We start from the raw sequence: 22,717 nt of genomic DNA, 5'->3' as shown, positions 1-22,717 counted from the left end.
GCTCCTCCCCGGCCGGTCAGTCCGGCTGGATCCACGACACCTGCACGAGCTGCTTCCCGTTCTTGCGGCTCAGCATGTTGCCCCGGCCCGGCGGCATGGCGCTCGGCCGGATGTTGCCGATCAGCACGCCCTCGTCGCGGGAACCGTTCATCACCATGCCGGTGGCCGCCAGCTCCTTGAGCTTGCCGATGACCGGGTCGTACGCCGCCCGCGACGCACCACCGGTGCGCCGGACCACGATCAAGTGCAGGCCGACGTCCTTCGCCTGGGCGAGGAACTCCGACAGCGGCTTGAGCGGGTTCGTGGACTGCGTCGCCACCAGGTCGTAGTCGTCGACGATCACGAACAGCTCCGGACCGGTCCACCAGGACCGGGTCTTCAGCTGTTCCTGGGTGACGTCCGGACCCGGCAGCCGCCGCGTCATCGACCCGTGCACGTCCTGGACCATGCTGTCCAGCTGCGCCGACGACACGGCGTAGCCGAGCAGCGAATCGCCCTCGAGGAACCCGAGCATCGTGCGCCGGTAGTCGACCAGCAGGATCACCGCCTCCTGCGGCGTGTAGCGCTCGGTGATGCCGCGCGCGATCTGCCGCAGCAGGTTCGTCTTGCCGGACTCGCCGTCGGCGAACGCGAAGAAGTGCGGATCCGCGTCGAAGTCCAGATAGATCGGCTGCAGGTCTTCCTCGTTGACGCCGATCGGGACCAGCTTCGTGTCCCGCTTCTGGTCGATCTGCAGGACCTCTTCGTAGGTGATCATCTCCGGCAGCAGGCGCACCTGCGGAGCCACCCGGCCGCGCCACGCCCCGCGGATCTTCGCGACCGCGTCCGCGACGCCCGCCGCGACCGTCTCCGGGTCGCTCGACCCGTCGATCCGCGGCAGACCGGTGAGCAGGTGCAGCTTGTCGCGGGTGAGCCCGCGTCCCGGCCGCCCGGCAGGCACGTTGACCGCGATCCGGCGGTCCATTTCGGACTCAGTCGGGTCACCGAGGCGCAGCTCGAACCGCGTGCCGAGCATGTCCTTGATCGCCGGCCGGAGGTCGGCCCACCGGTTGGCCGAGATGATGACGTGCACGCCGTAGGCGAGACCCTGCGTCGCCAGCCGCGTGATCGACGTCTCCAGCTCCTCGAAGTCGTCGCGCAGCGCCCGCCAGTTGTCCACGATCAGGAACGCGTCGCCGAACGGGTCCTGCTCCGGCGTGATCTCCCCGCGGCGCTTCCGGTTGCGGAACTCCGTCATCGAGTCGACGCCCAGCGCCCCGAACCGGCCTTCGCGCTCGGTCAGCAGCGTGGTCAGCTCGGCCACGATCCGGCGGGCCTTGTCCGGCTCGCGCCGGGCCACCGCGACCCCGCCGACGTGCGGAAGGTCCGCGAGGCCGGCGAGGGTACCGCCACCGAGGTCGAGGCAGTAGAACTGCGCTTCCTCGGGGGTGTGGGTGAGCGCCATCGACATGATCAGCGTCCGGAGCATGGTCGACTTGCCCGACTGCGGGCCGCCCGCGATGACGCCGTGGCCCTGCGCACCGGCGAAGTCCGCCCACAGGAAGTCGCGCCGCTGCTCGTACGGCCGGTCGACGATGCCCATCGGCACCTGCAGCCTGCCGTTGCCGAAGAACCCGACCGGGGACAGGCCGCGGTCGTCGGTGGGGTTGAGGTTCGGCAGCATCGTGTCGAGCGAGTTCGGCTCGTTCAGCGGCGGCAGCCACACCTCGTGCGCCGGCGGGCCCTGCCCGATCAGGCGGCTGACGATGACGTCCAGCTCGCTGGGCTCGACCGCCTCTTCGGACTCCTGCTTCTTCGGCGCTTCTTCTTCCTCGACAACCGGTTCCGGCTCGGGTTCCTTCGGCAGCTCCACGAAGTCCGGCACGAACAGCTGCGGCCGTTTGTCGGCGCGCACCACCGTGGCGGCCGGACCGGCCGCCTTGATGCCCGCGGGCCGGTACGGGCCCGAGACGTAGGAAGCCTTGAACCGCACCAGGGTCGAGGTGTCGTACTTCAGGTAGCCGCCACCAGGGACCGACGGCAGCTCGAACGCGTCCGGCACGCCGATCGCCGCGCGGGATTCCGCCGCGGAGAACGTCTTGAGGCCGATCCGGTAGGACAGGTGCGAGTCGAGACCGCGCAGCTTGCCCTCTTCCAGCCGCTGCGACGCGAGCAGCATGTGCATCTGCAGCGACCGGCCCAGCCGGCCGATGGCGACGAACAGGTCGATGAAGTCCGGCTTCGCGGCCAGCAGTTCGGAGAACTCGTCGCAGACGATGAACAGCGCGGGCAGCGGGTCGAGGTCGGCGCCGTTTTCGCGGGCCTTCTCGTACTCCCAGACGTTCTTGAAGTTGCCGCCGTTCTTCAGCGCTTCCTGGCGGCGGTTCATCTCGCCGGCCAGCGCGTCCTTCATGCGGTCGACCAGCGTGACCTCGTCCGCGAGGTTGGTGATGACCGCGGACACGTGCGGGGCCTTGTCCAGCCCCAGGAACGTCGCGCCACCCTTGAAGTCGACGAGGACGAAGTTCAACGTGCTCGACGAGTGCGTGGCCAGCATGCCCAGCACCAGCGTGCGGAGGAACTCCGACTTACCGGAACCCGTCGCGCCGATGCACAGGCCGTGCGGGCCCATGCCCTCCGCCGCGGCTTCCTTGATGTCCAGCTCCACCGGCTGGCCGTACTCGCCGACGCCGAACGGGACGCGGTAGCGGTCGCGGATCGGCCGGGGCCGCCACGCCTGCTGGACGTCGAACGTCATCGGGTCGCCGGGGATGCTGAGCAATTCCAGCAGCGAGGGGTTGGACAGCAGCGGCTCTTCCTCGCTGACGTCCTGCCCGCCGCCCCCGCCGACGCGGTAAGGCGCGAGGAGCCGGGCGAGCGCCTCGACCTCCACCACGCTGAGACTGTCCGGGCGGCCGAACCACTCGACCCCGCCCGCGCTGCGCGCGCCGAGCCGGTCTTCCTCGACCACGAGCCGCAGGCCGCGCCGGGCGGCGAGGTTGCCGACCGAATCGGAAAGGTCGACCAGGGTGACGCCGACCAGGCCCTCCTCGAGGATGATCTGCTCCTCGCGGGTGACCTCGGCGTCGTCCACGATGATCACGACGTGCGGCTGGTCCGGGGCGGGCGTCGCGTTGCGGGAGAACCGCTGCCGGTCGCGCAGCTCCTCGTCCAGCCAGTCTTCGATCTGCTTGAGCGAGCCTGCCATCATGCGCAGCTGGCCGATGCCGTCGGACAGCGTCGGGTGCTGGGTGTGCGGGAGCCACTTCGCCCACTCCCACTCCTCCTTCGCCCGGCCCGCGGTGGCGACCGCGATCATCACGTCGTCCGGGCTGTGGAAGGCGACCAGCTGGGCCAGCATCGCGCGGGTCAGCGCGCGGGTGCGGCTTCGCTCGCCCTGCATGCTGACCGCCGCGAACCCGCGGAGGGTGATCTGGGTGGGCAGGTCCGGCACGATCGAATGCGCGCGCACGAACCGGCGCAGTGCGAGGGTGGCGATCGGTTCCAGTTCGTCCACCGGGCCGGTCTGGGGCGGGACCAGCCGGGTGGCGAGGCGGTGCGAGCTGCGGCCGACACGCAGGTGCAGGAAGTCCTGGTCGTTCTGCCTGCGCTCCCACATCCGGCGGCTGGCCGCGAGCGACCACAGCGACTGCGGATCCGGGTGCACCCATTCGAGGGCGGCGCGCTGGTCGACCATCGCCTCGCGGGCGCGGTCGCGCATCTGGCCGAGATACCGCAGGTAGTCCTTGCGGTCCTCGTCCATCTCGGCCTTCTTCTGGCCGCCGCCCTTGCCGCCGCCTCCGGCGAGCATGCCGACGGTGCCCATCAGCATCATGCCGCTCATCATGATCGTGGTCGGGTTTTTCGCGCCGCCCGCCGTGAACATGAAAACCATCATCCCGAGCGACGCGAAGATCATCACGCCCGGAATCGCCTTGGCGACAATGCTTCCCGGGATCGTGCGGGGCACCTCGGGCGGCGGCTCGAGATGCACCTCGCCGCCGGGCGGGCGCGGCGCGGCCAGCCGCGGCGACTTCTTGAACTGCAGCGTGCTCATCTCGAAGGACCCCTCTATTCCTGCTCGACGCCTGCACCCGGGTGCGCGGGACAACCTATCGAACGTCGCCCCGGAAATCCGGCCAACTCCCGGATCGGCATCTCGCACCCCCTCCGCGGGCCCCCGGCGGGGCCCGTCCTCCCAGTGCGCCCGAGTGTAAGGACCACCACCGACAGTAAACGGACCAGGCGGAGGAACCCGCTGGTCGGTCTGGCCTAACCGGGCCTGTACGGGTATTTTCGCCGACGATTTGCGGACACGCGCTGAAACCTGTCACCAGGTTCGGTATAAGTTCCCCCGGGAGCTGTCTTTCAGAGCGGGGGATCTAGTGGCAACGGGCACGACGGTATTCAGCAGGGTCACGGTGGTCGCACCGACGACACGCATCGACGTCGCGCTTCCGGCCGACGTGGCGGTGGCCGACCTGCTGCCCATGCTTCTGGAGATGGCCAAGGAGGTCACTCCGGACGGCGGGGCCCGGCACGGCGGGTGGGCGCTGGCCAAGCTCGGCGACGCGCCGCTCGACCCGAGCCGGACGCTCGCGTCCCTCGGCGTGGTCGACGGCGAGCTGCTGCAACTGCGCAAGCGGAACGAGAACCCGCCGCCGCCGATGTACGACGACGTGGTCGACGCCATCGCGGAGTCCGACCCGGACACCTTCCGCCCGTGGACGAAGGAGACCGCGCGCCGGTTCGGCCACGTCGCCGGCGGGCTCGCCCTGTTCTTCTCCGCGCTCGCCCTGTTCTTCAGCGGTTCCCTCTACGGCGGTTCCGCACTCGGCCCGGCGATCGCGGGCGGCCTCGGCGCGATCGCCTGCGTCGCGGTCGGCGCCACGCTCGCCAAGGCCTACCAGGCCGAGGCCACCGGCGTGCTGATCGCCTCCGCGGGCGGCCTTCCGCTGGCTTTCGTGAGCGGGTTCTACATCGTGCCGGGACTGTCCGTCCGGGCAAACCTTTTGCTCGGCGCGGTGCTGGTGCTGATCGTCTCGGCGGTCTGCATTCTGGTCGTCGGCGCGGGTATCCGGGTGTTCATCGCCACCGCCACCGCGGGCGTGTTCGGCTCGCTCGCTTTCCTCGTCGCGACGCTCGTGACCAGCGCTGACACCTCGGCGGTCGCGGCGGGCACGGTCGCCGTCGCGCTGGGCTGCATCTCGTTCCTGCCGCGCGCCACCATCTGGCTCGCCAAGCTCCCGCTGCCGTACGTGCCGAGCACCGCGGAAGAACTGAAGGAAGACACCGGCTTCCCGGACTACAAGGCGATCGAGCAGCGCACCGCGGTCGCGCACGACTACATGACCGGCCTGATGATCGGCTGCGGAGCCACCACGGCCGGCGCGGCGATCCTCGCGGCCACCGCCCCGAACGTCTTCGGCGTCATCCTCGGCGTCGTCGCCACGCTTGTCCTGCTGCTGCGCGCCCGTGCCTACGCCAACGGCGCGCAGGCCATCGCGCTGCTCACCACCGGCATGGTCGCCGCGGCGGGCATCCTGCTCGGCTGGCTGTTCTTCTCCGCCACCGCCGAGCAGCGGCTGCTGTACGTCTTCGGCGCGCTGATCCTGATCGCCGCGGCCGCCCTCGTGGTCGGCGTGGTCTTCCCGGACCAGCGCTTCTCGCCGCCGCTGCGGCGCACGGTGGAGATCATCGAGGCGATCTGCATCGCCGTGGTGCTGCCGCTCGCCCTCGGCGTGATGGACCTCTACTCCACGCTGCGCCACCTCAACCTCAAGTGAGCCGCGCGATGGGCTCCCGGCGTTCCTTCCCCCGCAGGCTCGGCCTCCCCGGCCGCGCCGGAGTGGCGCTGTTCGCGGCCGGACTCGGGCTGCTGTCCCCGTTCGCCGCCGCTCCGGCGTCCGCACAGACGGCGGACGCGCCCGCGGGCACCTGGGCCACTCCGCCGCCGCTGGGTCCCGGCGACGCGCCGCCCGCCGACTCCGGCCGCCCGGACACCACGTACAAAAAGAAAAACGACTGTGTCCAGCGCAGTCTCGGGCAAAACGTCGAGATCAAAGGCCGCCCGTGGGGCCAGGACTACCTGCAGTTGCCGAAGGCGCAGGAGATCGTCCGCGCGGCGACCGGATCGGTCGGCGGCAAGCAGAAGATCGCCGTCATCGACACCGGCGTCACGCCGCACCCGTGGTTCCAGGGCCGGGTGGAAAGCGGCGGGGACTACGTCGCGAACCCGGACAACGGCGCGGACCCGGGCCTGCAGGACTGCGACGGCCACGGCACCGAGGTCGCCGGGATCATCGCGGGCAACCCGCAGGACCCGAACGTCGGCTTCATCGGCGTGGCCCCGGACGCGCACATCGTGTCCTACCGGCAGCTGAGCGAGAACTACGCCAAGGACGACAGCCCGCAGCAGCCCTCGTCTCCCCCGTCCGGCGGGACCGGCCAGCCGCCGGCGAGCGGCGACAACCAGAAGCCCCCGCCGAGCAGCAGCAACAACCAGCTTCCCCCGTCCTCGGGCGGCGGCACCGGCAGCGGAAGCGGCACGGCGCCGCAGCAGGACAACAAGGGCGACAACCGGCAACTGCAGAAAGAGGGCACCGCGGGCACGCTGAACACGCTCGCGCAAATCATTCGCGGCATCGCCGACCGCGGCGGGATCGGCGTGATCAACATGTCGGTCGACCACTGCCGCGCCGGTACCGCGCCCGGCGACATCCAGGACGGCGAGCGCAAGGTTCAAGCCGCGGTGCACTACGCGGCTGAGCGCGACATCGTGGTCGTCGCGGCCGCGGGCAACGTCTCGGAAAACTGCCCGCAGAACGACCAGGCCGACCCGAACAAGCCGAAGTCGGTCGTGACGCCGCCGTGGTTCTCCGACGACGTGCTGTCCGTCGGAGCCATCCAGGAAGACGGCGGCGTCGCACCGTTCAGCGTGCACGGCCCGTGGGTCGGCGTCGCCGCGCCGGGCACCAAGATCGTGTCGCTCGACCCGGCGGAGCACTCGTCCGGACTGGCGAACCTGACCATCGCGAACGGCAACCCGTCGCCGATCCAGGGCACCAGCTTCGCCGCGCCGTACGTGGCGGGCGTCGCCGCGCTGGTCCGCTCGATGTACCCGCACATGAACGCGCGCGACGTGGTCAAGCGGCTCAAGGCGACCGCGCAGCACCCGGCGGCTCCGGGCGGGCGGGACAACTTCCTCGGCTACGGCGTGATCGACCCGGTCGCCGCGCTCACCGCGAACCTGCCGGGCGACACCGGAAACCTCGCGCTGCCGAAGCCGGTGGTGCAGGAGGCCAAGCTGCCGCCTGCCGACGGCATCAGCTCGACGCCGATGATCGTCGCGCTCGCCGGCACCGGCGGCGGGGTGGCGGCGCTGCTGATCACTTTGTTCGTGGTGCACACGATCCGGCGGAACCGGTCCGGCGCACCGCCTCCGCGATAACTCAGGCACCGAAGAGGCCGCTCGCCGCGATTGTCGCGAGGAGCGGCCTTTTTGGTTGAGCCGCAAGGGAGGGTGCCCGGTCTCGGGCACGGAAAAGGCCGCTCGCCGCGATTGTCGCGGCGGCGGCCTTCCTGGTCATTTTCCGGGTTTCGGCGGCTTCCCGTCCTTCTCCGGCCGCCGCGCGGGCGGGTCCTGGCCGATCACCGGCGGAGTCACCTGCGCGGGCTCGCCGAAGATCTCGGACGTCTTCGCCGCCGTGCGCTGCCTCGGCTTGTGCTGCGAGCTTCCTCCGCCACCGCCCCCGCCGCCCATTCCGGCGAAGCCCATCATCGGCATCATCGACGTGCCCGAGCCCTGATTCGCCGCCGCGCCCTGCGGAGCCGGGGCGACCGGTTCGACGGGCGGGAGGCCCGCCTGGCCTTGCTCCAGCCGTGGATCGGCGGCGGTTTCCTTGCCGTGGTGGGAAGTCTCCGCGGCGGACGGGCTCACCGAATCGTCCGAAGAGGACGCGGAAGAGGCCGAGGAGGCCACTGTGGACTCTCCGGCGTCGGCCGACGGACTGGTCCCGGACGCAACATTCGCCGGAGCGCTCGCGGGCCCGTCAGCGTCGTGCAGCCGGAACTGTTCCGCCGGATAGTGGTGCCGCAGCTCGATGCTCGACGGGCTCCCCGCCGGAGCGTCCACCCCGGAGCACAGCCGGCCGAACTCGCGCAGCACGTCCTCCGCCGCCTCGTGCAAGGACTTCAGCGACTGCTCGGTCTCCCGCATCTGCGAACGCGCCCGGGAAGCGCCGCCGCTGGGCAGCATCGCCGATTCGGACAGCAGGTCGGCAGCGTCGACCAGCACCTCCTCCGCCGCGCCCGCGATCTTGCGCAGCGATTCGGTGAGCTGGTCGAGCGAACCGGCGAGGGCGTCGAGCGCGTCCTCCGCTCCCTCGCTCGCGGCGCGAATTTCGCCCAGATAGGCGACAAACGCGTCCGCGTCGGGGCCGGACCACGACGCGTCGATCCGGCCGAGGTCCTCCGCGAGATCCGTGGACACCCGGGCCGCCGTGCGGGCCGCGGCGCGCAGGCTCTCGGCCTCCGCGTCCAGTTCCTCCCAGCGGCCGGTGAGCGGCTGGTAGTAGGCGGCGACCGGATCCGTCACGCCCAGCTCGCGGGCGAGCTCGGTCACGTACGCCAAAGACGGCTCCGTCACGAGATCCTCCCGGCGCGCTCGATCCGCTCAGCCGCGTCGGCGTCCCTCTCCGCGTGGCCCGTGGTGAGCTGTTCCAGCGCCGCGGTGACCGACCTCAGCGCGGCGACCCCGGCGGTGAGCTGGCCGCGCAACGCCTGCGAAGCCTGTGCGTACGACTCCGGCACGCCGAGGCGCGCGGCCACCTCGCCGTACGCCTCGGCGGTGGTCGCTCCCGCGCCCACCTCGCCCGCGGCGGTCTCCAGTTCGTCGGCCGCCCGCGCGACTTTCGCCGCGTAGCCGCCGACGACCGCGCCGTCGATCCGCACGGCGCTTGTTCCCGGACTGCTTCCCGGCGCTGCCACGTTCGTCCCTCCGCTCACCCGGTGCGTGTCCGAGTGTGACGGACGGGACCCGCCGTCAGTTCCCAGCGGGTTGCTGCTGTCCGGCCGCCTGCGGTTTGTACGAGCCCGCGTTCGGGTCGATCGGCACCGAATCGAACTGCTTCATCACGTTCTGCACGTTCAGCGACGCCCCGGTCGGCAGCAGGCCGATGATCGACTCCGGCGCCGGCAGCCGGTTGTTCAGCCCCAGCTCCTCCGCGGTCGCCGCGTCCGGCACGCCGTAGCGGATGCCGCGGTCGGAGATCAGCTGGATCGGGCCCTTGTTGAACGTCGCGCTCGATTCGGTGGCCGACTGCACCACCGCGCCGTACCCGGTCGGCATGTAGAAGCCGGTGATCGGCACGCCGTTCGGGCCGGTGTTGCCGACGCTGATGATCTTCGAGGTGCCGTCGGCGTTCTTCTCCACCGGGATCTGCTTGTTGATGTAGACCGAGGTGTGCGCCTGGCTGTGGTCGGCGTTGAGCGTCCAGCCGAGGCACGCCACCGGCGAACCCTGCGTGGCGTCGAGAACGGTCGGGACGACCTGCGGGTAGTTGTCGACCTTCACGTAGCCGGCGTCGCCCTGCTGCAGCACCTTGACGTTGTTGATCTTGTCGAGGCCCAGCGTCGGCGTGGTGGCCGTGCCGCCGCTCTTCGCCGTGCGGACGATGTCCGCGACCGCGGGCGACACCTTCTGGATGCCGTTCTTCGCGATGAGCCAGAACTCCTGCGCCCCGCCGGTCGGCTGGGTCGAGAAGACGTTGCCGACGGTCAGGCCGTCGAAGCTGCTCGACGGCGTCGAACCCTCGTCGGCAACGAGCGGCGGGGTCAGCTTGGTGACCTCGGGGATCGCGTTCAGCAAAGCCTGCGACACCTTGCGCGACTTCGTCGGCAAATGCAGCGCGGACCGCACCGGGTCGTTGGAGCCGGACGGCACCTCGGCGCGCACGGTGTTCGCGTTCTGCCGGCTCTGCGTCGCGGGCAGCCGGTAGATGAGGTAGGTCTTGCCGTTGCCCGCGTCGCCGAGCAGCGCCTGGTTCTCCTGCAGTTCGCCGCCCAGCTTGTCGATGCCGGCGATCACGTCCGTGTTCGTCTTGTTGACGGAGTCCGGCTGCGGCAGCGACGTGTCGAGCACGACCTCGTCGCAGACCGCCCAGTTGGGGGTGATCCGCTGGTCCGCCGACGGCAGCAGCTGCGGCCCGTCCGGAATGCCGGTGAGCTTCTCGCGCGGCATGTTCTTCAACTGTTCATCGGAGACGACAGTCGGGTTCTTCACCTCGGCCGCCTGCTGCTGGCCGCCTTGGCCGCCGCCCGGCTGTCCCTGGGTGCTCTGCTGCTTCTGCGCCATCAGGATCAGCCGCGCCGACGCGAGGTTGAACGTGGGGATCAGCCGTGCCGGATTCCCGGTGACGACGTACACGGTGCCGGACTGCTCGCCGATCACGATGTTGTCCGACGACGGCACCGCGGGCGCGGGGCTCAACAGGCCCCACAGCACGAAAACGACGGCGCCCAGCACGCCGAGGATCACGCCGACCGCGGTCGCGCGCCCGTGCGAGCGCATCGGGTCGTGCAACATCACCGCGTCGCGGCGGACCAGCGCGGACTGCATCCTGCGCAGGACGAACTTGTATGCCTGAACCTGAGACTTAGTCGTGGGTGTTGATGGCATTCTCGACCTACAGTCCTCCCCGTCGCGGTACGGTTCCGCAGGATAGCCGTACGGGGACCGTCTGGTGTGGGGTTTCTACCAACTCCGGTTAGGGTCAGGCATCCCGGGACCGGCTTTCCGGGTACGCAGCACTCACGAGGGGAAGAGAACGCGCGGATGTCCGTCAGCACGCCTCCACGTCCGCCTGGTCCGCAGGGACCGCCACCGCCTCCCGGGGGACGTCCCCCGGGTCCGCCGCAGCGGCCCGGCAGAACCGGCGGACCCGGTGCGGCTCCCGGCGGTCCCGGCATGCCCCCTCGCACTCCCGTTCCCGGCGGGCCCGGTGGTCCTGGTCCTGGCGGTCCCGGAGGACCTGGCGGTCCCGGACGGCCTGGCGGGCCGGTCACTCCCGGGCCCGGAGTTCCCAAGCCCGGCGGCCCCGGCGCGCCTGGGCCCGGCGGACCCAAGCCTGGCGGCCCCGGTGGTCCCGGAGGCCCGGGCGGTCCTAAGCCCGGCGGTCCCGGCGGACCCAATCCCGGAGGTCCTGGTGGGCCAGGCGGACCCGGTGGGCCTACCGGCCCGCGCACTGGACGTCCTGGCGGTCCCCGTCCGGGCGGACCTGGCGGTCCCGGCGGACCGGGCGGACCCGGTGGACCCGGCGGCGGTGGCCCCGGCGGACCGGGCGGCCCTGGCGGCGGCGGACCCGGCGGACCGGGTGGTCCCGGCGGCGGCGGACCCGGTGGCCCAGGTGGTCCCGGCGGCCCGGGTGGCCCTGGCGGTCCCGGCGGACCGGGCGGCGGCCCCGAAAGCAGCGAACCCGCACCGACCGGCGGCGCCGCGACCGCGCTCCGGATGGCCCCGCCCTCGCGACGGCGCTCCGGCGGCATCTCGCTCGGCCCGCTACCCGTGGTCAACCTCGTCGTGCTGGAAGTCGGCGTCGCGATCGGCCTCGTGCTGCTCGCGATCAACATGCAGCTCAAGTACGTCGCGATCGGCGTCGCGGCGCTCGGACTGATCCTCGCGTTCCTGCGCGTCGGCGGACGCTGGTTCACCCAGTGGCTTTCGCTGACGCTGCGGTACCGGTTCCGCTCGCACGGCCGCGTGGCGACCCCTCCGCCGCCGACCAGCATCGAGGAACTCGCCGAGGAAAGCGCCGTCACCGGCCCGGAGGACGCGCGCGTCAGCCTGCTGCGGCTGGCCGTGCCGGACCTCGTGGTGGCGCACGCCGTCGACCACGAACGGCAGGAAGTCGGCATCGCCTGGAACGACGGCACCTGGACCGCGGTCCTGCTCGTCGAGCCGATGCCGGCGATGATCTCCCAGGCAGGCGGCGCGCCCAGCCTTCCGCTGTCCGCGCTCGCGCCGTGCCTGGAAGACCGCGGCGTGCTGCTGGACTCCATCCAGATGATCTGGCACAGCTACCCGGGTTCGGCCGCGATGCCCGCGGACGCCCCGGCGCTCAGCTCCTACCTCGAGGTGCTCGGCCCGCTGCCCGCGGCCGCCCGGCGGACCACGTGGATCGCGGTCCGGCTCGACCCGCGGCGCTGCCCGGAGGCGATCCGGGAACGCGGCGGCGGCGTCGTCGGCGCGCACCGCGCGATGATCGGTGCGCTGTCGCGGGTGCGCAACGCGCTGGAATCCCAGGGCGTGCCGACCCGGCCGCTCGACCCGGACGAGTTGCTGCGCGCCAGCATCTCGGCGGCCGAGCTCACCGCGGTCGCCGGTTCGAACGAGAAGGTCAGCCTGCAGGAGAGCTGGACCGGCGTCACCGCGGCCGGCATCGGGCACTCCAGCTACGCGATCACCGGCTGGCCCAAGGGCAAGATCAGCGGCAGCCTCAACGGGCTCACCAGCGTACGCGCGCTGTCCGCGACGGTCGCCATGGCGATCTCGCCGTCCGCCGACGAGGGCCGCATCGGCCTGCGCGGCGTGGTGCGGCTGAGCGCCCGCAACCCGCGTGAGCTGGACGCGGCCGACCAGCGGCTGCAGAGCATCGCGGAGCGGCTGGACGTCGACCTGACCCCGTTGAAGGGCATGCAGGTCTCGGCGTTCTCCGCGACGCTGCCGATCGGAGGGACGGCATGAGCGCCGCTCGCAAGCGAATCATCGTCATTCATGCCGTCGCCTCGCGGGCAATCAGCGTGAAACTCCTCAAGGAGGCGGCGGCATGAGCGGCATGAGCGCTCGGGTTCGGGACGCTGGGCAAAACGCCGGCGTCGCCCCGGAATTCACGGTCGACCCGGCGATGCTGGACGCGATCAGTCCGTCCGGCGACCGCGGCGGCGTCGTACTCGGCTCCGGTCTCAAGGGCGAACCGCTGACGGTGTCCGCGCTGCGCTCGCAGCCGACCCGCATCGTGCTCGTCGGCGGCCTCTACCTGGCCCGCCAGGTCGCGATGCGCGCCATGGCGACGGGTGCCTGGGTGGTCGTGGCCACCGGACGTCCTGCGGCGTGGCAGGTGCTGCAGCAGGCCGCCGGAAGCCGCGACGGGCGCCCGTCGCCGCTGGTGCAGATCCGCCGGCTTTCGCCGGTCGAACTGCCGCGCCCGTCCGAGGACGCCCCGCTGCTCGTGGTGACCGACGGCGGCCCGACCCCGCAGGACCTGTTCCCGCCCCGGTCGCCGTGGCAGACCACGGTGTACGTGCTGCCGTACCTGCACCCGCAGGCAGGCACCACGGCGAACGCGGCGGATCTCGTGCTGATGCAGCGACTGCCCGCCGGACAGGCCGAATTGGCCGCCCGCATCTGGCGTCTGCCGCCGCAGATGATGCGCCAGCTGACCACGCTGAAGGACGACCAGGTCGTCGCGCTGGGCACGAACCTGTGGCGTCCGCTGCGGCTGGTCACGACGCAGAAGGAACAGCAACTGCTCGGCCCGGTTCGCCGCGGCGACTGAGAACCGTCAGAACATCGAAAAGGCCTCCTTGCCGGAACTTCGGCAAGGAGGCCTTTTCACAGTTTGCGATGCTCGGCCTCGGTCCAGACCTTCACATTCGGCGGGAGGTCGATGGCGCTCACCCATTCCGCCAGCCGGTCAGCAACCGACTGATACGGCAAAGTCCCCGTCGCGGTCGCGATCACCAGGTCGTACGCCTCGTCCTCCGGCGCGTCCAGGTCGAAACCGTTCAGCCCGTAGAAGACGTACACCGACATCCAGCCCAGCCGCTTGTTCCCGTCGATCAGCGGGTGATTCCGGACGATGGATTCCAGCAGCACCGCGGCTTTCTCGTGCAGATCCGGATAGGCGTCCTGCCCCATCAGCGAGGACTGCGGCCGGTGCGCCGCCGCGTCGAGCAAGCCCAGATCGCGCATCCGGGGCACCCCGAGATCGCCCGCCAGCGTGAGCAGATCGTCGAGCGTCAGGTAGTCGATCACTGCGCCAGGCGATCAAGCAGGGAGGCGTAGCGGGCACGGCCTTCGCTGGAAAGGTCGCGAACCCGGTCGTCCCGGACCCGGCGGGCCGCGGCGTCCGCGATCGCCCGCACCACCGCTTCGTGCTTGCTCACCCCGTCCGCCTCGGCAAGCAACGCGAGCGCACGCTCCAACTCGTCGTTCAACCGCAAGGTCATCGCCATGAGGTTGATGATACCACTTTGGTATCATCAGTGACCTGCTCTTTTACCGTCGACCCGGCCTAAAGCTCGGTCGACGACCGCACGTTCCGCGTCTGCTCCGCCCGCGCGGCCAGCAGCTCGTCCGGCGGGTAATCCACCGCCGTCAACGTCAATCCGTGCGCCGGAGCGACCGCGCTGTCCCGCGCCCCGCTCGCCAAAACCTCGCCCGGCCACTCGGTTCCGCGCCGCCCGTCCCCCACGAGCAGCAACACCCCGACCAGGCTCCGGACCATCGAATGGCAGAACGCGTCCGCGCTGACCCGGACTTCCAGCAGGTGCTCGTCGATCCGGGTCCACTCCAGACGCTGCAGCTCGCGGATCGTCGTGCCGCCCTCGCGCTGCTTGCAGTACGCGGCGAAATCCTGCAGCCCCAACAACGACTGGGCAGCGGCGTTCATCCGCTCTGTCGACAGTGGACGGCCCCAGGCCAGAGTGTCGGTGCGCCGCAAGGGATCGACGCCCCACGGGGCATCTGAGACCCGATACCGATAATGCCGGCGAATAGCCGAGAACCGCGCATCGAACCCATCCGGAGCCACGCGGGCCTCGAGTACCCGGGCGTCGGCGGGCAAAAGCTTGTTCCAGCGGCCGCGCATCCGCGTCAGGTCCGGGATTCCCTTTTCGTCCACCGGAATCCGGCCCGGCGCACCGGGCTCGAACGGGACGACGTCGACGTGCACGACCTGACCCGTCGCGTGCACTCCGGCGTCCGTGCGGCCCGCGACGACCACGGACTTCGGCACCGACTCCCCCGGCGGCTGGCGGTGCAACGCCTGCTCCAGCTCAGCCTGCACGGTGCGCCGGCCGGGCTGCCGGGCCCAGCCGGAGAAATCCGTGCCGTCGTAACTGACGTCCAAGCGCAGACGAACGAGCCCGCCCTCCCCGTGGGGAGCGGCGGGCTCGTCCGATGTAGACAGTGTCGGCAGGACTCAGTCCTTCTTGGCGTCGGCGTCGTCCGAAGCAGCGGCTTCGTCCGCGGCCGGGGCCTCTTCGGCAGCCGGAGCCTCTTCGGTCGCGGCGGTAGCCTCAGCGGCTTCCTCGGCGACCGGAGCGGCGGCGACCTCGTCCTTGGCGAACTTGGTGCCGCGGGCCCGCTCGGCCTCAGAGGTCACGGTCTTCTCCGCGACCAGTTCGATGACGGCCATGGCGGCGTTGTCGCCCTTGCGCGGCATCGTCTTGGTGATGCGGGTGTAACCGCCGGCGCGCTCCGCGAAGTGCGGGCCGATCTCGGCGAACAGCTTGTGCACGACGTCCTTGTCCCGGACGACCTTCTGCACCAGGCGACGGTTGTGCAGGTCGCCCCGCTTCGCCTTGGTGATCAGCTTCTCGGCCAGCGGGCGGACCCGCTTGGCCTTGGCCTCGGTCGTCGTGATCTTGCCGTGCTCGAACAGCTGAGTGGCCAGGTTGGCCAGGATCAGCCGCTCGTGCGCGGCAGACCCGCCGAGCCGGGCTCCCTTGGTAGGGGTGGGCATGACTTTCTCCTAGTTCAGCTCACAGCGTCCGGGCACGAGGCCTCAGAGCTGCTCGGTCTCTGCGTAGTCCTGGCCATCGTCGTGGCCGTCGTCCGAAATCCCGCCGCCGATGCCGGCGACCCCTTCCGACCAGCCTTCGCCGTCGTAGCTGGTGGCAGCCGCGGACGGGTCGAACCCGGGCGGGCTGTCCTTCAGCGCGAGGCCGAGGCCGACGAGCTTCAGCTTGACCTCGTCGATCGACTTGGCGCCGAAGTTCCGGATGTCGAGAAGGTCCGCCTCGCTGCGCGAGACCAGCTCGCCAACGGTGTGGATGCCTTCGCGCTTCAGGCAGTTGTACGACCGGACGGTGAGGTCCAGGTCCTCGATCGGCATCGCGTAGGCGGCGATGGTGTCCGCCTCCTGCGGCGACGGGCCGATCTCGATGCCCTCGGCGTCGACGTTCAGCTCGCGGGCGAGACCGAACAGCTCCACCAGCGTCTTGCCCGCCGAGGCCACCGCGTCGCGCGCGGTGATCGACGGCTTGGTCTCGACGTCCAGGATCAGCTTGTCGAAGTCGGTGCGCTGCTCGACACGGGTGGCCTCGACCTTGTAGGTCACCTTCAGCACCGGCGAGTAGATCGAGTCGACCGGGATCCGGCCGATCTCCGCGCCCGCCTGCTTGTTCTGCAGGGCCGGAACGTAACCGCGGCCGCGCTCGACGACGAGCTCGATCTCGAGCTTGCCCTTGCCGTTCAGCGACGCGATGTGCAGATCCGGGTTGTGCACGGTGACGCCCGCGGGCGGCACGATGTCGGCAGCCGTGACCTCACCCGGGCCCTGCTTGCGCAGGTACATGGTGACCGGCTCGTCCTCTTCCGAGGACACGACCAGTTCCTTCAGGTTCAGGATGATGTCGGTGACGTCTTCCTTCACCCCGGGAACGGTGGTGAATTCGTGCAGCACGCCGTCGATGCGGATACTCGTCACGGCCGCGCCCGGGATGGACGACAGCAGCGTACGACGCAGCGAGTTGCCGAGCGTGTAGCCGAAGCCGGGCTCCAGCGGTTCGATGGTGAACCGGGAGCGGGTCTCGTTGACCGTCTCTTCGCCGAGAGCCGGCCGCTGGGAAATCAGCATTTCTTAGTTTCCTTTCCAGACGACGCCCGCCATATGACGTCGAAGGGATGGCGTGACGGCGGCGCACCCTTGGCGCCGCCGCCCCGTAACCAGTCGCAGAGACCGGTTACTTCGAGTAAAGCTCGACGATCAGCTGTTCCTGAACCGGAACGTCGATCTGCGCGCGCTCCGGCAGCTGGTGGACCAGCACGCGGAGGTTCGACGGAACGACCTGCAGCCACGCCGGGACCGGGCGGTCGCCGAAGGACTCCTTCGCGACCACGAACGGAAGCGTGCCGGCCGACTTCGGCTTGACGTCGATGATGTCCCACTTGGTGACCTGGTAGGACGGCACGTTGACCTTGACGCCGTTGACCAGGAAGTGGCCGTGGCTCACCAGCTGCCGCGCCTGACGGCGGGTGCGGGCGATGCCGGCGCGGTAGATCACGTTGTCCAGCCGGGACTCGAGGATCTGCAGCAGGTTCTCACCGGTCTTGCCAGGACGCCGGACGGCTTCCTTGTAGTACCGGACGAACTGGCGCTCGAGAACGCCGTAGGTGTAGCGAGCCTTCTGCTTCTCCTGCGACTGCAGGAGGTACTCGGACTCCTTGATGCGCCCGCGGCCGTGCTGGCCCGGCGGGTAGGGGCGACGCTCAAACGCCTGGTCGCCGCCGATGAGGTCAACCTTGAGGCGACGCGAAATACGCGTCGCGGGGCCGGTGTAACGAGCCATTTCTTAGTACTCCTCCCCGTTCCTCAGACCCGGCGCCGCTTGGGCGGGCGGCAGCCGTTGTGAGGCTGCGGGGTCACGTCCTGGATGGTGCCGACCTCGAGGCCGGCCGCCTGCAGCGAGCGGATCGCCGTCTCGCGGCCCGAACCCGGGCCCTTAACGAAAACGTCGACCTTCTTCATGCCGTGCTCGGCAGCCTTGCGGGCGGCGTTCTCGGCGGCCATCTGCGCGGCGAACGGAGTCGACTTGCGCGAGCCCTTGAAGCCCACGTGGCCGCTCGACGCCCACGCGATCACGGCGCCGGTCGGGTCCGTGATCGAGACGATGGTGTTGTTGAAGGTGCTCTTGATGTGCGCGTGACCGTGCGCAACATTCTTCTTTTCCTTGCGGCGGACCTTCTTGGCCCCCGCAGTGCGGCTCTTGGGTGGCATGTTCTGAGGGTTCTCCTGTTAACGCGCGTTCTCTTGGTGAGCGGCGACCGCTTCCTGCTGCCCGCGCCGGATGATGGATCCGGCGTCGGTGTAGAGGTTGCGCAGCGCCATCGGGCGGGCGTAGAGCGCCTTGGGCGAGACACAAGCCGTGGAGCGACGGACGGAACCGCCCATGCGAACGACCTTCTTGCCCTGGGTGCTCACTTCTTGCCAGCCTTCTTCTTGCCGGCGACCGTCTTCTTCGGGCCCTTGCGGGTGCGGGCGTTGGTCTTGGTGCGCTGACCGCGCACCGGCAGACCGCGACGCCAGCGCAGACCCTGGTAGGTCCCGATCTCGATCTTGCGCCGGATGTCGGCGTTCACCTCACGGCGAAGGTCACCCTCGACCTTGAAGTTTTCGTCGATGTAGTCCTTCAGCTTGACGAGATCCTCGTCGCTGAGGTCCTTGACGCGGGTGTCGGCGTTCAGCTCGGCAGCAGCGATCATCTGCTTCGAGCGGGTACGGCCGATCCCGTAGATGTAAGTCAGCGCGATCTCCAACCGCTTCTCGCGGGGGAGGTCGACGCCAGCGAGTCGTGCCACTGGTGCTCCTTTATCGAGTTTGTCTTCAGGTCTGCTCCCCGTCCGGTTCCGGAACCGACTCGCCTGTCGTGCCCGTGGCTTGCGCCGCGGGTGTCCCGGCCCCGGCCTGAAGTCCGGGGGTGCGCCGGACCGCTTTCACGGTCCGGCAGGCACGGGGAGGTTGGGTAGCCGTCAAGCGGCCTGCTGCAGTGCGGTTCTCAGCCCTGACGCTGCTTGTGACGCAGGTTCTCGCAGATCACCATGATCCGGCCGTGGCGGCGGATCACCTTGCACTTGTCGCAGATCTTCTTGACGCTCGGCTGGACCTTCACGTCTTCCTGCTTCCTGCTCTGCTCAGCTCTGGCGTGATCACTTGTAGCGGTAGACGATGCGACCACGGGAGAGGTCGTAGGGCGACAGCTCCACGACAACCCTGTCCTCCGGCAGAATGCGGATGTAGTGCTGCCGCATCTTGCCGCTGATGTGTGCCAGGACCTTGTGGCCGTTCTCCAACTCGACGCGGAACATCGCGTTGGGGAGCGGCTCGACCACGCGGCCTTCGACCTCGATGGCCCCGTCTTTCTTAGCCATGTCCTCCGCAATCCCTGATGCACGCTTGATGTGCACAGCGTGATCGGCTTTGAGCTCGAGTCCTTGCTTACTGGGTGGTGCTCGGCCACACTCGGCACCGGGTCCATGTGGTTCGCGAGAATTCACGAGCATGTTGGAACCGGCGCATGAGCGCGCCGACTTGACAGTGTACGCAACCCGTGCGATGGCCCGGCGACCGGGGTGGCAGGTCGACCCTTGTGAGTGGCGAAGCCGGTTCTAACCGGGCTAAACGCTCACGAGTCCTCGGGCAGGGTGAGCACCCAGGGACCGTCTTCGGTGATGGCGACAGTGTGCTCCCAGTGCGCGGCGCGCGAACCGTCGATGGTGACGACCGTCCAGCCGTCTTCCAGTTCGAGGGTTTCGCCGCTGCCGCCGGTCAGCATGGGCTCGACCGCGAGCGCCATGCCGGGCTTGAGCCGGGGGCCCTTGCCGGGTTTGCCGACGTTCGGCAGGAACGGCTCCATGTGCATCTCGCGGCCGATGCCGTGGCCGCCGTACTCGAGGATCTCGCCGTACTCGCGGCCGTCGTCCTCGCCCGCCTGGCGCGCGGCGGTCTGCACGGCGAACGAGATGTCGGTGAGCCGGGAACCCGCGCGGACGGCTTCGATGCCCGCCCACATCGCGCGCTCGGTGGCCGCGGACAGCTTGTGGTCCTTTTCGCTGACCTCGCCGATCTCCAGCGTGACCGCGGAGTCGCCGTGCCAGCCTTCGAGGATCGCGCCACAGTCGACCGAGATCAGGTCGCCCTCGGCGAGCACCTGCTTGTCCGACGGGATGCCGTGCACGATCTGCTCGTTCACCGACGCGCAGATCGACGCCGGGAACCCGTGGTAGCCCTTGAACGAGGGCACCGCGCCGGCGTCGCGGATGGTCTGCTCGGCCAGTTCGTCGAGCTCGGCCGTGCTGACCCCGGGCCGCGCCAGTTCGCGCACGGCGGCGAGGGTGCGGGCGACGACAAGTCCGGCCGCCCGCATGGCCTCCAGCTCGCCGCGCGTCTTGACCTCGATCATGCGCCCGCGGCGGAGCACTTGCAGAACACGCAATCCTCCGAGATTCACGTGCGGTCGCGCAGCGCTTTCAGCACGCGGTCCGAGATCTCCTGCACCTCGCCGACGCCGTCGACCTTCACCAGGATGTCGGCGTAGTACTCCAGCAGCGGCGCGGTCTCCGACACGTACACCTGCTGGCGGCGGCGGATCACGTCTTCGGTGTCGTCCGAGCGGCCGCGCGACATGAGGCGGCCGACGACGACGTCCTCGGCCACGTCGAGCTGGATGACCGCGTCGAGCTTGGTGTCGGCCTCGCTCAGCATCTCGCCGAGGACCTCGGCCTGCTTGGTGTTGCGGGGGAACCCGTCGAGCAGGAAGCCCGCCTTGGCGTCCGGTTCGGCCAGCCGCTCGCGGACCATCTCGTTGGTCACCGAGTCCGGCACCAGTTCGCCCGAGTCCAGGTACCGCTTGGCCTCCTGGCCGAGCGGGGTCTCCTGGCCCACGTGCGCCCGGAACAGGTCGCCCGTCGAGATGTGCGGGATCCGCAGCTGCTCGGACAGAGCCACCGCCTGCGTGCCTTTGCCCGCGCCGGGCGGGCCGACGAGAACCAGTCGCGTCACTTCAAGAACCCTTCGTAGTTGCGCTGCATCAGCTGGCTTTCGATCTGCTTCACGGTGTCGAGGCCAACCCCGACCATGATCAGCACAGCCGTGCCACCGAACGGGAAGTTCTGGTTGTTCCCGCTGCCGGTGAGGGACAGGAAGAAGTTCGGAAGGATCGCGATGATGCCCAGGTACAGCGAGCCGGGGAGCGTGATCCGGCCCAGCACGAAGCTGAGGTACTCGGCGGTGGGACGGCCGGGCCGGATGCCCGGGATGAAGCCGCCGAACTTCTTCATCTCTTCCGCACGCTCGTCCACGTTGAACGTGATCGTGATGTAGAAGTAGGTGAAGAAGATGATCAACAGGAAGTAGAGCAGGATGTGCACCCAGCTGCTCTGGTTGACCAGGTAGTTCTGAATGAAGGACTGCCAGCCCGAGTTGCTCTGCGGATTGCCGATCAGCTGGCTGAGCAGCTGCGGCAGGTACAGCAGCGACGAGGCGAAAATGACCGGGATGACGCCGGCCTGGTTCACCTTGATCGGCAGGTAGGTCGAGGTGCCGCCGTACATCCGGCGGCCGACCATGCGCTTGGCGTACTGCACCGGGATCCGGCGCTGGCCCTGCTCGACGAAGATGACGCTGGCGATGATCACCAGGCCGAACGCGAGGACCACGACCAGCGCGACGCCGCCGCCGTTGCTGATGATGTTGGCGCCCTCGGCCGGGATGCGGGCCGCGATGTTCAGGAAGATCAGCACCGACATGCCGTTGCCGACGCCGCGCTCGGTGATCAGCTCGCCCAGCCACATCATCACCGCGGTGCCCGCGGTCATGGTGACGACGATCAGCGTCAGCGAGTAGACGCTGTTGTCCGGGATGATCGGCTGCGAGCAGCCCTGGAACAGGGTGCCGCGGTCAGCCAGCGCGACCACGCCGGTGGCCTGCAGGATCGCCAGCGCAATCGTGAGGTACCGGGTGTACTGGGTCAGCTTGTTCTGGCCGGACTGGCCTTCCTTCTTCAGCTCCTCGAACCGAGGGATGACCACGGTGAGCAGCTGAATAATGATGCTCGCGGTGATGTAGGGCATGATGCCCGTCGCGAACAGCGACAGCTGCAGCAGCGCACCGCCGCTGAAGAGGTTGAGCAGCTGGTACACGCCCTGCTGATCGGCCTGTGCGGTACAGGCCTGCACGGCGGCGAACGAGACCCCCGGAGCCGGGATGGTTGCACCGATCCGGTAGACCGCGACGATGGCTAGCGTGAACAGGATCTTCTTGCGTAGATCCGGCGTCGCGAGAGCCGAGCGGAATGCGCTGAGCACGCGGGGGACCTCCTCGGCGTCGTCGGTCGTCCCAACCGACGATCGGCTTGGCCGGTACGAGACCGGCGGGATGTCTGACTCACTGGCAAGCCAGGAACGCTTCAGGGCAAACAGGCCCGGAAGCGTGCCGCCGACTCTAACAGCTTCGCATGGGCCGCCCGCAGCGCGTGTGCGTTTTACGTCTCAGCGCGAGCCAGCCCGCCGACGAAGAGCCGCAGGTAGGGCCGCCCGGAGCAGAGATGATCACCTGTTCGGCCCGCGCCATTCGGCGGTCTTTGGCTCAACAGCACGGAAAGCACACCGCCACGCCACCGACGAGCGGCTCCGTGAGGGCCACCTTTACAGCCCCTGATTCCCCCAGGGTTCCCCTCGCAGACCGGCATTCCCTCAAGGAGTCCCTCACGGAACCAGATTCCCTCAAGGAGCCCTTCACAGACCACCCGCCGCACCCAACAAGCGAGCCACCCAACCGCACCCACGCACCCAACGAGCGAGCCACCCAACCGCACCCGCCGCACCCAACGAGCGAGCCACCCCGACCGCACCCACGCCCCCAACGATCGAGGCACCCAGCCCCTCCCCCGCACCCCGATACGAAGCCTCCCTGCGGTTCGGGGGTGCTTGTCAAGGCATCTTTCCCGCCTTGACAAGCAC

General features: G+C 69.6%; 22 protein-coding genes. 4 read left to right on the top strand and 18 right to left on the bottom strand.

All coding sequences use genetic code 11. The features are described from left to right. Positions 1 to 16: 16 nt before the first annotated feature. Positions 17 to 4,036: a type VII secretion protein EccCa gene (gene eccCa / locus ACZ7OI_RS30970; protein WP_470267651.1), complete on the bottom strand. Its 4,020-nt coding sequence runs from the start codon at positions 4,034 to 4,036 to the stop codon at positions 17 to 19. A 328-nt stretch (positions 4,037 to 4,364) separates the two neighbouring features. On the opposite strand from eccCa, the gene eccD reads away from it, so the two are divergent. After that, positions 4,365 to 5,765: a type VII secretion integral membrane protein EccD gene (eccD, locus tag ACZ7OI_RS30965; RefSeq protein ID WP_470267650.1), complete on the top strand. Its 1,401-nt coding sequence runs from the start codon at positions 4,365 to 4,367 to the stop codon at positions 5,763 to 5,765. An 8-nt stretch (positions 5,766 to 5,773) separates the two neighbouring features. Further along, positions 5,774 to 7,429: a S8 family serine peptidase gene (locus tag ACZ7OI_RS30960; protein ID WP_470267649.1), complete on the top strand. Its 1,656-nt coding sequence runs from the start codon at positions 5,774 to 5,776 to the stop codon at positions 7,427 to 7,429. A 135-nt stretch (positions 7,430 to 7,564) separates the two neighbouring features. Here ACZ7OI_RS30960 and ACZ7OI_RS30955 read toward each other — a convergent pair whose 3' ends face one another. The 3 genes from ACZ7OI_RS30955 to eccB all read right to left on the bottom strand — a co-directional run bounded on the left by ACZ7OI_RS30955 (position 7,565) and on the right by eccB (position 10,657). Next, entirely contained in the window at positions 7,565 to 8,626 is a 1,062-nt protein-coding gene (locus ACZ7OI_RS30955) for a WXG100 family type VII secretion target (RefSeq protein WP_470267648.1), read from the bottom strand. Continuing rightward, a complete protein-coding gene (locus ACZ7OI_RS30950) occupies positions 8,623 to 8,931 on the bottom strand; it encodes a hypothetical protein (RefSeq protein WP_470267647.1) in 309 nt (102 codons plus the stop codon). Before ACZ7OI_RS30950 ends, ACZ7OI_RS30955 begins: the two co-directional genes overlap by 4 nt. 91 nt (positions 8,932 to 9,022) lie before the next feature. Next, on the bottom strand, positions 9,023 to 10,657 hold the full coding sequence (eccB, locus tag ACZ7OI_RS30945) for a type VII secretion protein EccB (protein ID WP_470267646.1): 1,635 nt from the start codon (positions 10,655 to 10,657) through the stop codon (positions 9,023 to 9,025). Positions 10,658 to 11,488: 831 nt separating this feature from the next. Between eccB and eccE the strand changes: the two genes are divergently transcribed. After that, positions 11,489 to 12,721 carry a type VII secretion protein EccE gene (eccE, locus tag ACZ7OI_RS30940; protein ID WP_470267645.1) on the top strand — a complete coding sequence of 411 codons (1,233 nt, stop codon included), beginning with the start codon at positions 11,489 to 11,491 and terminating at the stop codon, positions 12,719 to 12,721. Between the two features lie 91 nt (positions 12,722 to 12,812). After that, positions 12,813 to 13,532, top strand: coding sequence for a hypothetical protein (locus ACZ7OI_RS30935; protein WP_406640580.1), 720 nt, complete (start codon positions 12,813 to 12,815; stop codon positions 13,530 to 13,532). Positions 13,533 to 13,588: 56 nt separating this feature from the next. Here ACZ7OI_RS30935 and ACZ7OI_RS30930 read toward each other — a convergent pair whose 3' ends face one another. From ACZ7OI_RS30930 to secY, 14 genes are all read right to left on the bottom strand, one after another. Further along, positions 13,589 to 14,011: a type II toxin-antitoxin system death-on-curing family toxin gene (locus ACZ7OI_RS30930; RefSeq protein ID WP_470267644.1), complete on the bottom strand. Its 423-nt coding sequence runs from the start codon at positions 14,009 to 14,011 to the stop codon at positions 13,589 to 13,591. Continuing rightward, entirely contained in the window at positions 14,008 to 14,211 is a 204-nt protein-coding gene (locus ACZ7OI_RS30925; RefSeq protein WP_116202466.1) for a CopG family transcriptional regulator, read from the bottom strand. The genes ACZ7OI_RS30930 and ACZ7OI_RS30925 overlap by 4 nt, the downstream gene beginning before the upstream one ends. Positions 14,212 to 14,270: 59 nt before the next feature. Continuing rightward, positions 14,271 to 15,107, bottom strand: a complete 837-nt coding sequence (gene truA / locus ACZ7OI_RS30920) for a tRNA pseudouridine(38-40) synthase TruA (RefSeq protein WP_470267643.1) — start codon at positions 15,105 to 15,107, stop codon at positions 14,271 to 14,273. Between the two features lie 72 nt (positions 15,108 to 15,179). Next, entirely contained in the window at positions 15,180 to 15,722 is a 543-nt protein-coding gene (gene rplQ / locus ACZ7OI_RS30915) for a 50S ribosomal protein L17 (RefSeq protein WP_470267642.1), read from the bottom strand. A 42-nt stretch (positions 15,723 to 15,764) separates the two neighbouring features. Beyond that, positions 15,765 to 16,838 (bottom strand): DNA-directed RNA polymerase subunit alpha, encoded by a 1,074-nt coding sequence (locus ACZ7OI_RS30910; RefSeq protein ID WP_009072342.1) that lies wholly within the window; start codon positions 16,836 to 16,838, stop codon positions 15,765 to 15,767. A 106-nt stretch (positions 16,839 to 16,944) separates the two neighbouring features. Next, a complete protein-coding gene (gene rpsD, locus ACZ7OI_RS30905) occupies positions 16,945 to 17,550 on the bottom strand; it encodes a 30S ribosomal protein S4 (protein ID WP_344270220.1) in 606 nt (201 codons plus the stop codon). Between the two features lie 23 nt (positions 17,551 to 17,573). After that, positions 17,574 to 17,978 carry a 30S ribosomal protein S11 gene (gene rpsK, locus ACZ7OI_RS30900; protein ID WP_009072340.1) on the bottom strand — a complete coding sequence of 135 codons (405 nt, stop codon included), beginning with the start codon at positions 17,976 to 17,978 and terminating at the stop codon, positions 17,574 to 17,576. 18 nt (positions 17,979 to 17,996) lie between these two features. Next, positions 17,997 to 18,182 (bottom strand): hypothetical protein, encoded by a 186-nt coding sequence (locus ACZ7OI_RS30895; protein WP_009072338.1) that lies wholly within the window; start codon positions 18,180 to 18,182, stop codon positions 17,997 to 17,999. Next, the gene (gene rpsM / locus ACZ7OI_RS30890) at positions 18,179 to 18,559 is read right to left on the bottom strand and encodes a 30S ribosomal protein S13 (protein ID WP_009072337.1); all 381 of its coding nucleotides are present in this window, start codon (positions 18,557 to 18,559) and stop codon (positions 18,179 to 18,181) included. Before rpsM ends, ACZ7OI_RS30895 begins: the two co-directional genes overlap by 4 nt. A gap of 197 nt (positions 18,560 to 18,756) precedes the next feature. After that, positions 18,757 to 18,870 carry a 50S ribosomal protein L36 gene (gene rpmJ, locus ACZ7OI_RS30885; protein ID WP_004558882.1) on the bottom strand — a complete coding sequence of 38 codons (114 nt, stop codon included), beginning with the start codon at positions 18,868 to 18,870 and terminating at the stop codon, positions 18,757 to 18,759. 37 nt (positions 18,871 to 18,907) lie between these two features. Further along, on the bottom strand, positions 18,908 to 19,129 hold the full coding sequence (infA, locus tag ACZ7OI_RS30880; RefSeq protein ID WP_004558881.1) for a translation initiation factor IF-1: 222 nt from the start codon (positions 19,127 to 19,129) through the stop codon (positions 18,908 to 18,910). 254 nt (positions 19,130 to 19,383) lie between these two features. Further along, on the bottom strand, positions 19,384 to 20,160 hold the full coding sequence (gene map, locus ACZ7OI_RS30875) for a type I methionyl aminopeptidase (RefSeq protein WP_470268038.1): 777 nt from the start codon (positions 20,158 to 20,160) through the stop codon (positions 19,384 to 19,386). Between the two features lie 44 nt (positions 20,161 to 20,204). Then, positions 20,205 to 20,759: an adenylate kinase gene (locus tag ACZ7OI_RS30870; RefSeq protein WP_182894650.1), complete on the bottom strand. Its 555-nt coding sequence runs from the start codon at positions 20,757 to 20,759 to the stop codon at positions 20,205 to 20,207. Continuing rightward, a complete protein-coding gene (secY, locus tag ACZ7OI_RS30865) occupies positions 20,756 to 22,063 on the bottom strand; it encodes a preprotein translocase subunit SecY (protein ID WP_470267641.1) in 1,308 nt (435 codons plus the stop codon). Before secY ends, ACZ7OI_RS30870 begins: the two co-directional genes overlap by 4 nt. Positions 22,064 to 22,717 lie beyond the last annotated feature (654 nt).

This window comes from Amycolatopsis sp. NPDC114503, from assembly GCF_055633655.1.
This window is presented reverse-complemented; position numbering and strand designations above follow the sequence as displayed.

Bases quoted from the DNA above. Each gene is read 5' to 3' on its own strand.
- ACZ7OI_RS30925 (WP_116202466.1), bottom strand. From the start codon at position 14,211: ATGGCGATGACCTTGCGGTTGAACGACGAGTTGGAGCGTGCGCTCGCG.
- infA (WP_004558881.1), bottom strand. From the start codon at position 19,129: ATGGCTAAGAAAGACGGGGCCATCGAGGTCGAAGGCCGCGTGGTCGAG.
- eccE (WP_470267645.1), top strand. From the start codon at position 11,489: ATGGCCCCGCCCTCGCGACGGCGCTCCGGCGGCATCTCGCTCGGCCCG.
- map (WP_470268038.1), bottom strand. From the start codon at position 20,160: ATGATCGAGGTCAAGACGCGCGGCGAGCTGGAGGCCATGCGGGCGGCC.
- ACZ7OI_RS30935 (WP_406640580.1), top strand. From the start codon at position 12,813: ATGAGCGCTCGGGTTCGGGACGCTGGGCAAAACGCCGGCGTCGCCCCG.
- eccB (WP_470267646.1), bottom strand. From the start codon at position 10,657: ATGCCATCAACACCCACGACTAAGTCTCAGGTTCAGGCATACAAGTTC.
- rplQ (WP_470267642.1), bottom strand. From the start codon at position 15,722: ATGCCCACCCCTACCAAGGGAGCCCGGCTCGGCGGGTCTGCCGCGCAC.
- eccCa (WP_470267651.1), bottom strand. From the start codon at position 4,036: ATGAGCACGCTGCAGTTCAAGAAGTCGCCGCGGCTGGCCGCGCCGCGC.
- ACZ7OI_RS30910 (WP_009072342.1), bottom strand. From the start codon at position 16,838: ATGCTGATTTCCCAGCGGCCGGCTCTCGGCGAAGAGACGGTCAACGAG.
- rpsD (WP_344270220.1), bottom strand. From the start codon at position 17,550: ATGGCTCGTTACACCGGCCCCGCGACGCGTATTTCGCGTCGCCTCAAG.
- rpsK (WP_009072340.1), bottom strand. From the start codon at position 17,978: ATGCCACCCAAGAGCCGCACTGCGGGGGCCAAGAAGGTCCGCCGCAAG.
- ACZ7OI_RS30960 (WP_470267649.1), top strand. From the start codon at position 5,774: ATGGGCTCCCGGCGTTCCTTCCCCCGCAGGCTCGGCCTCCCCGGCCGC.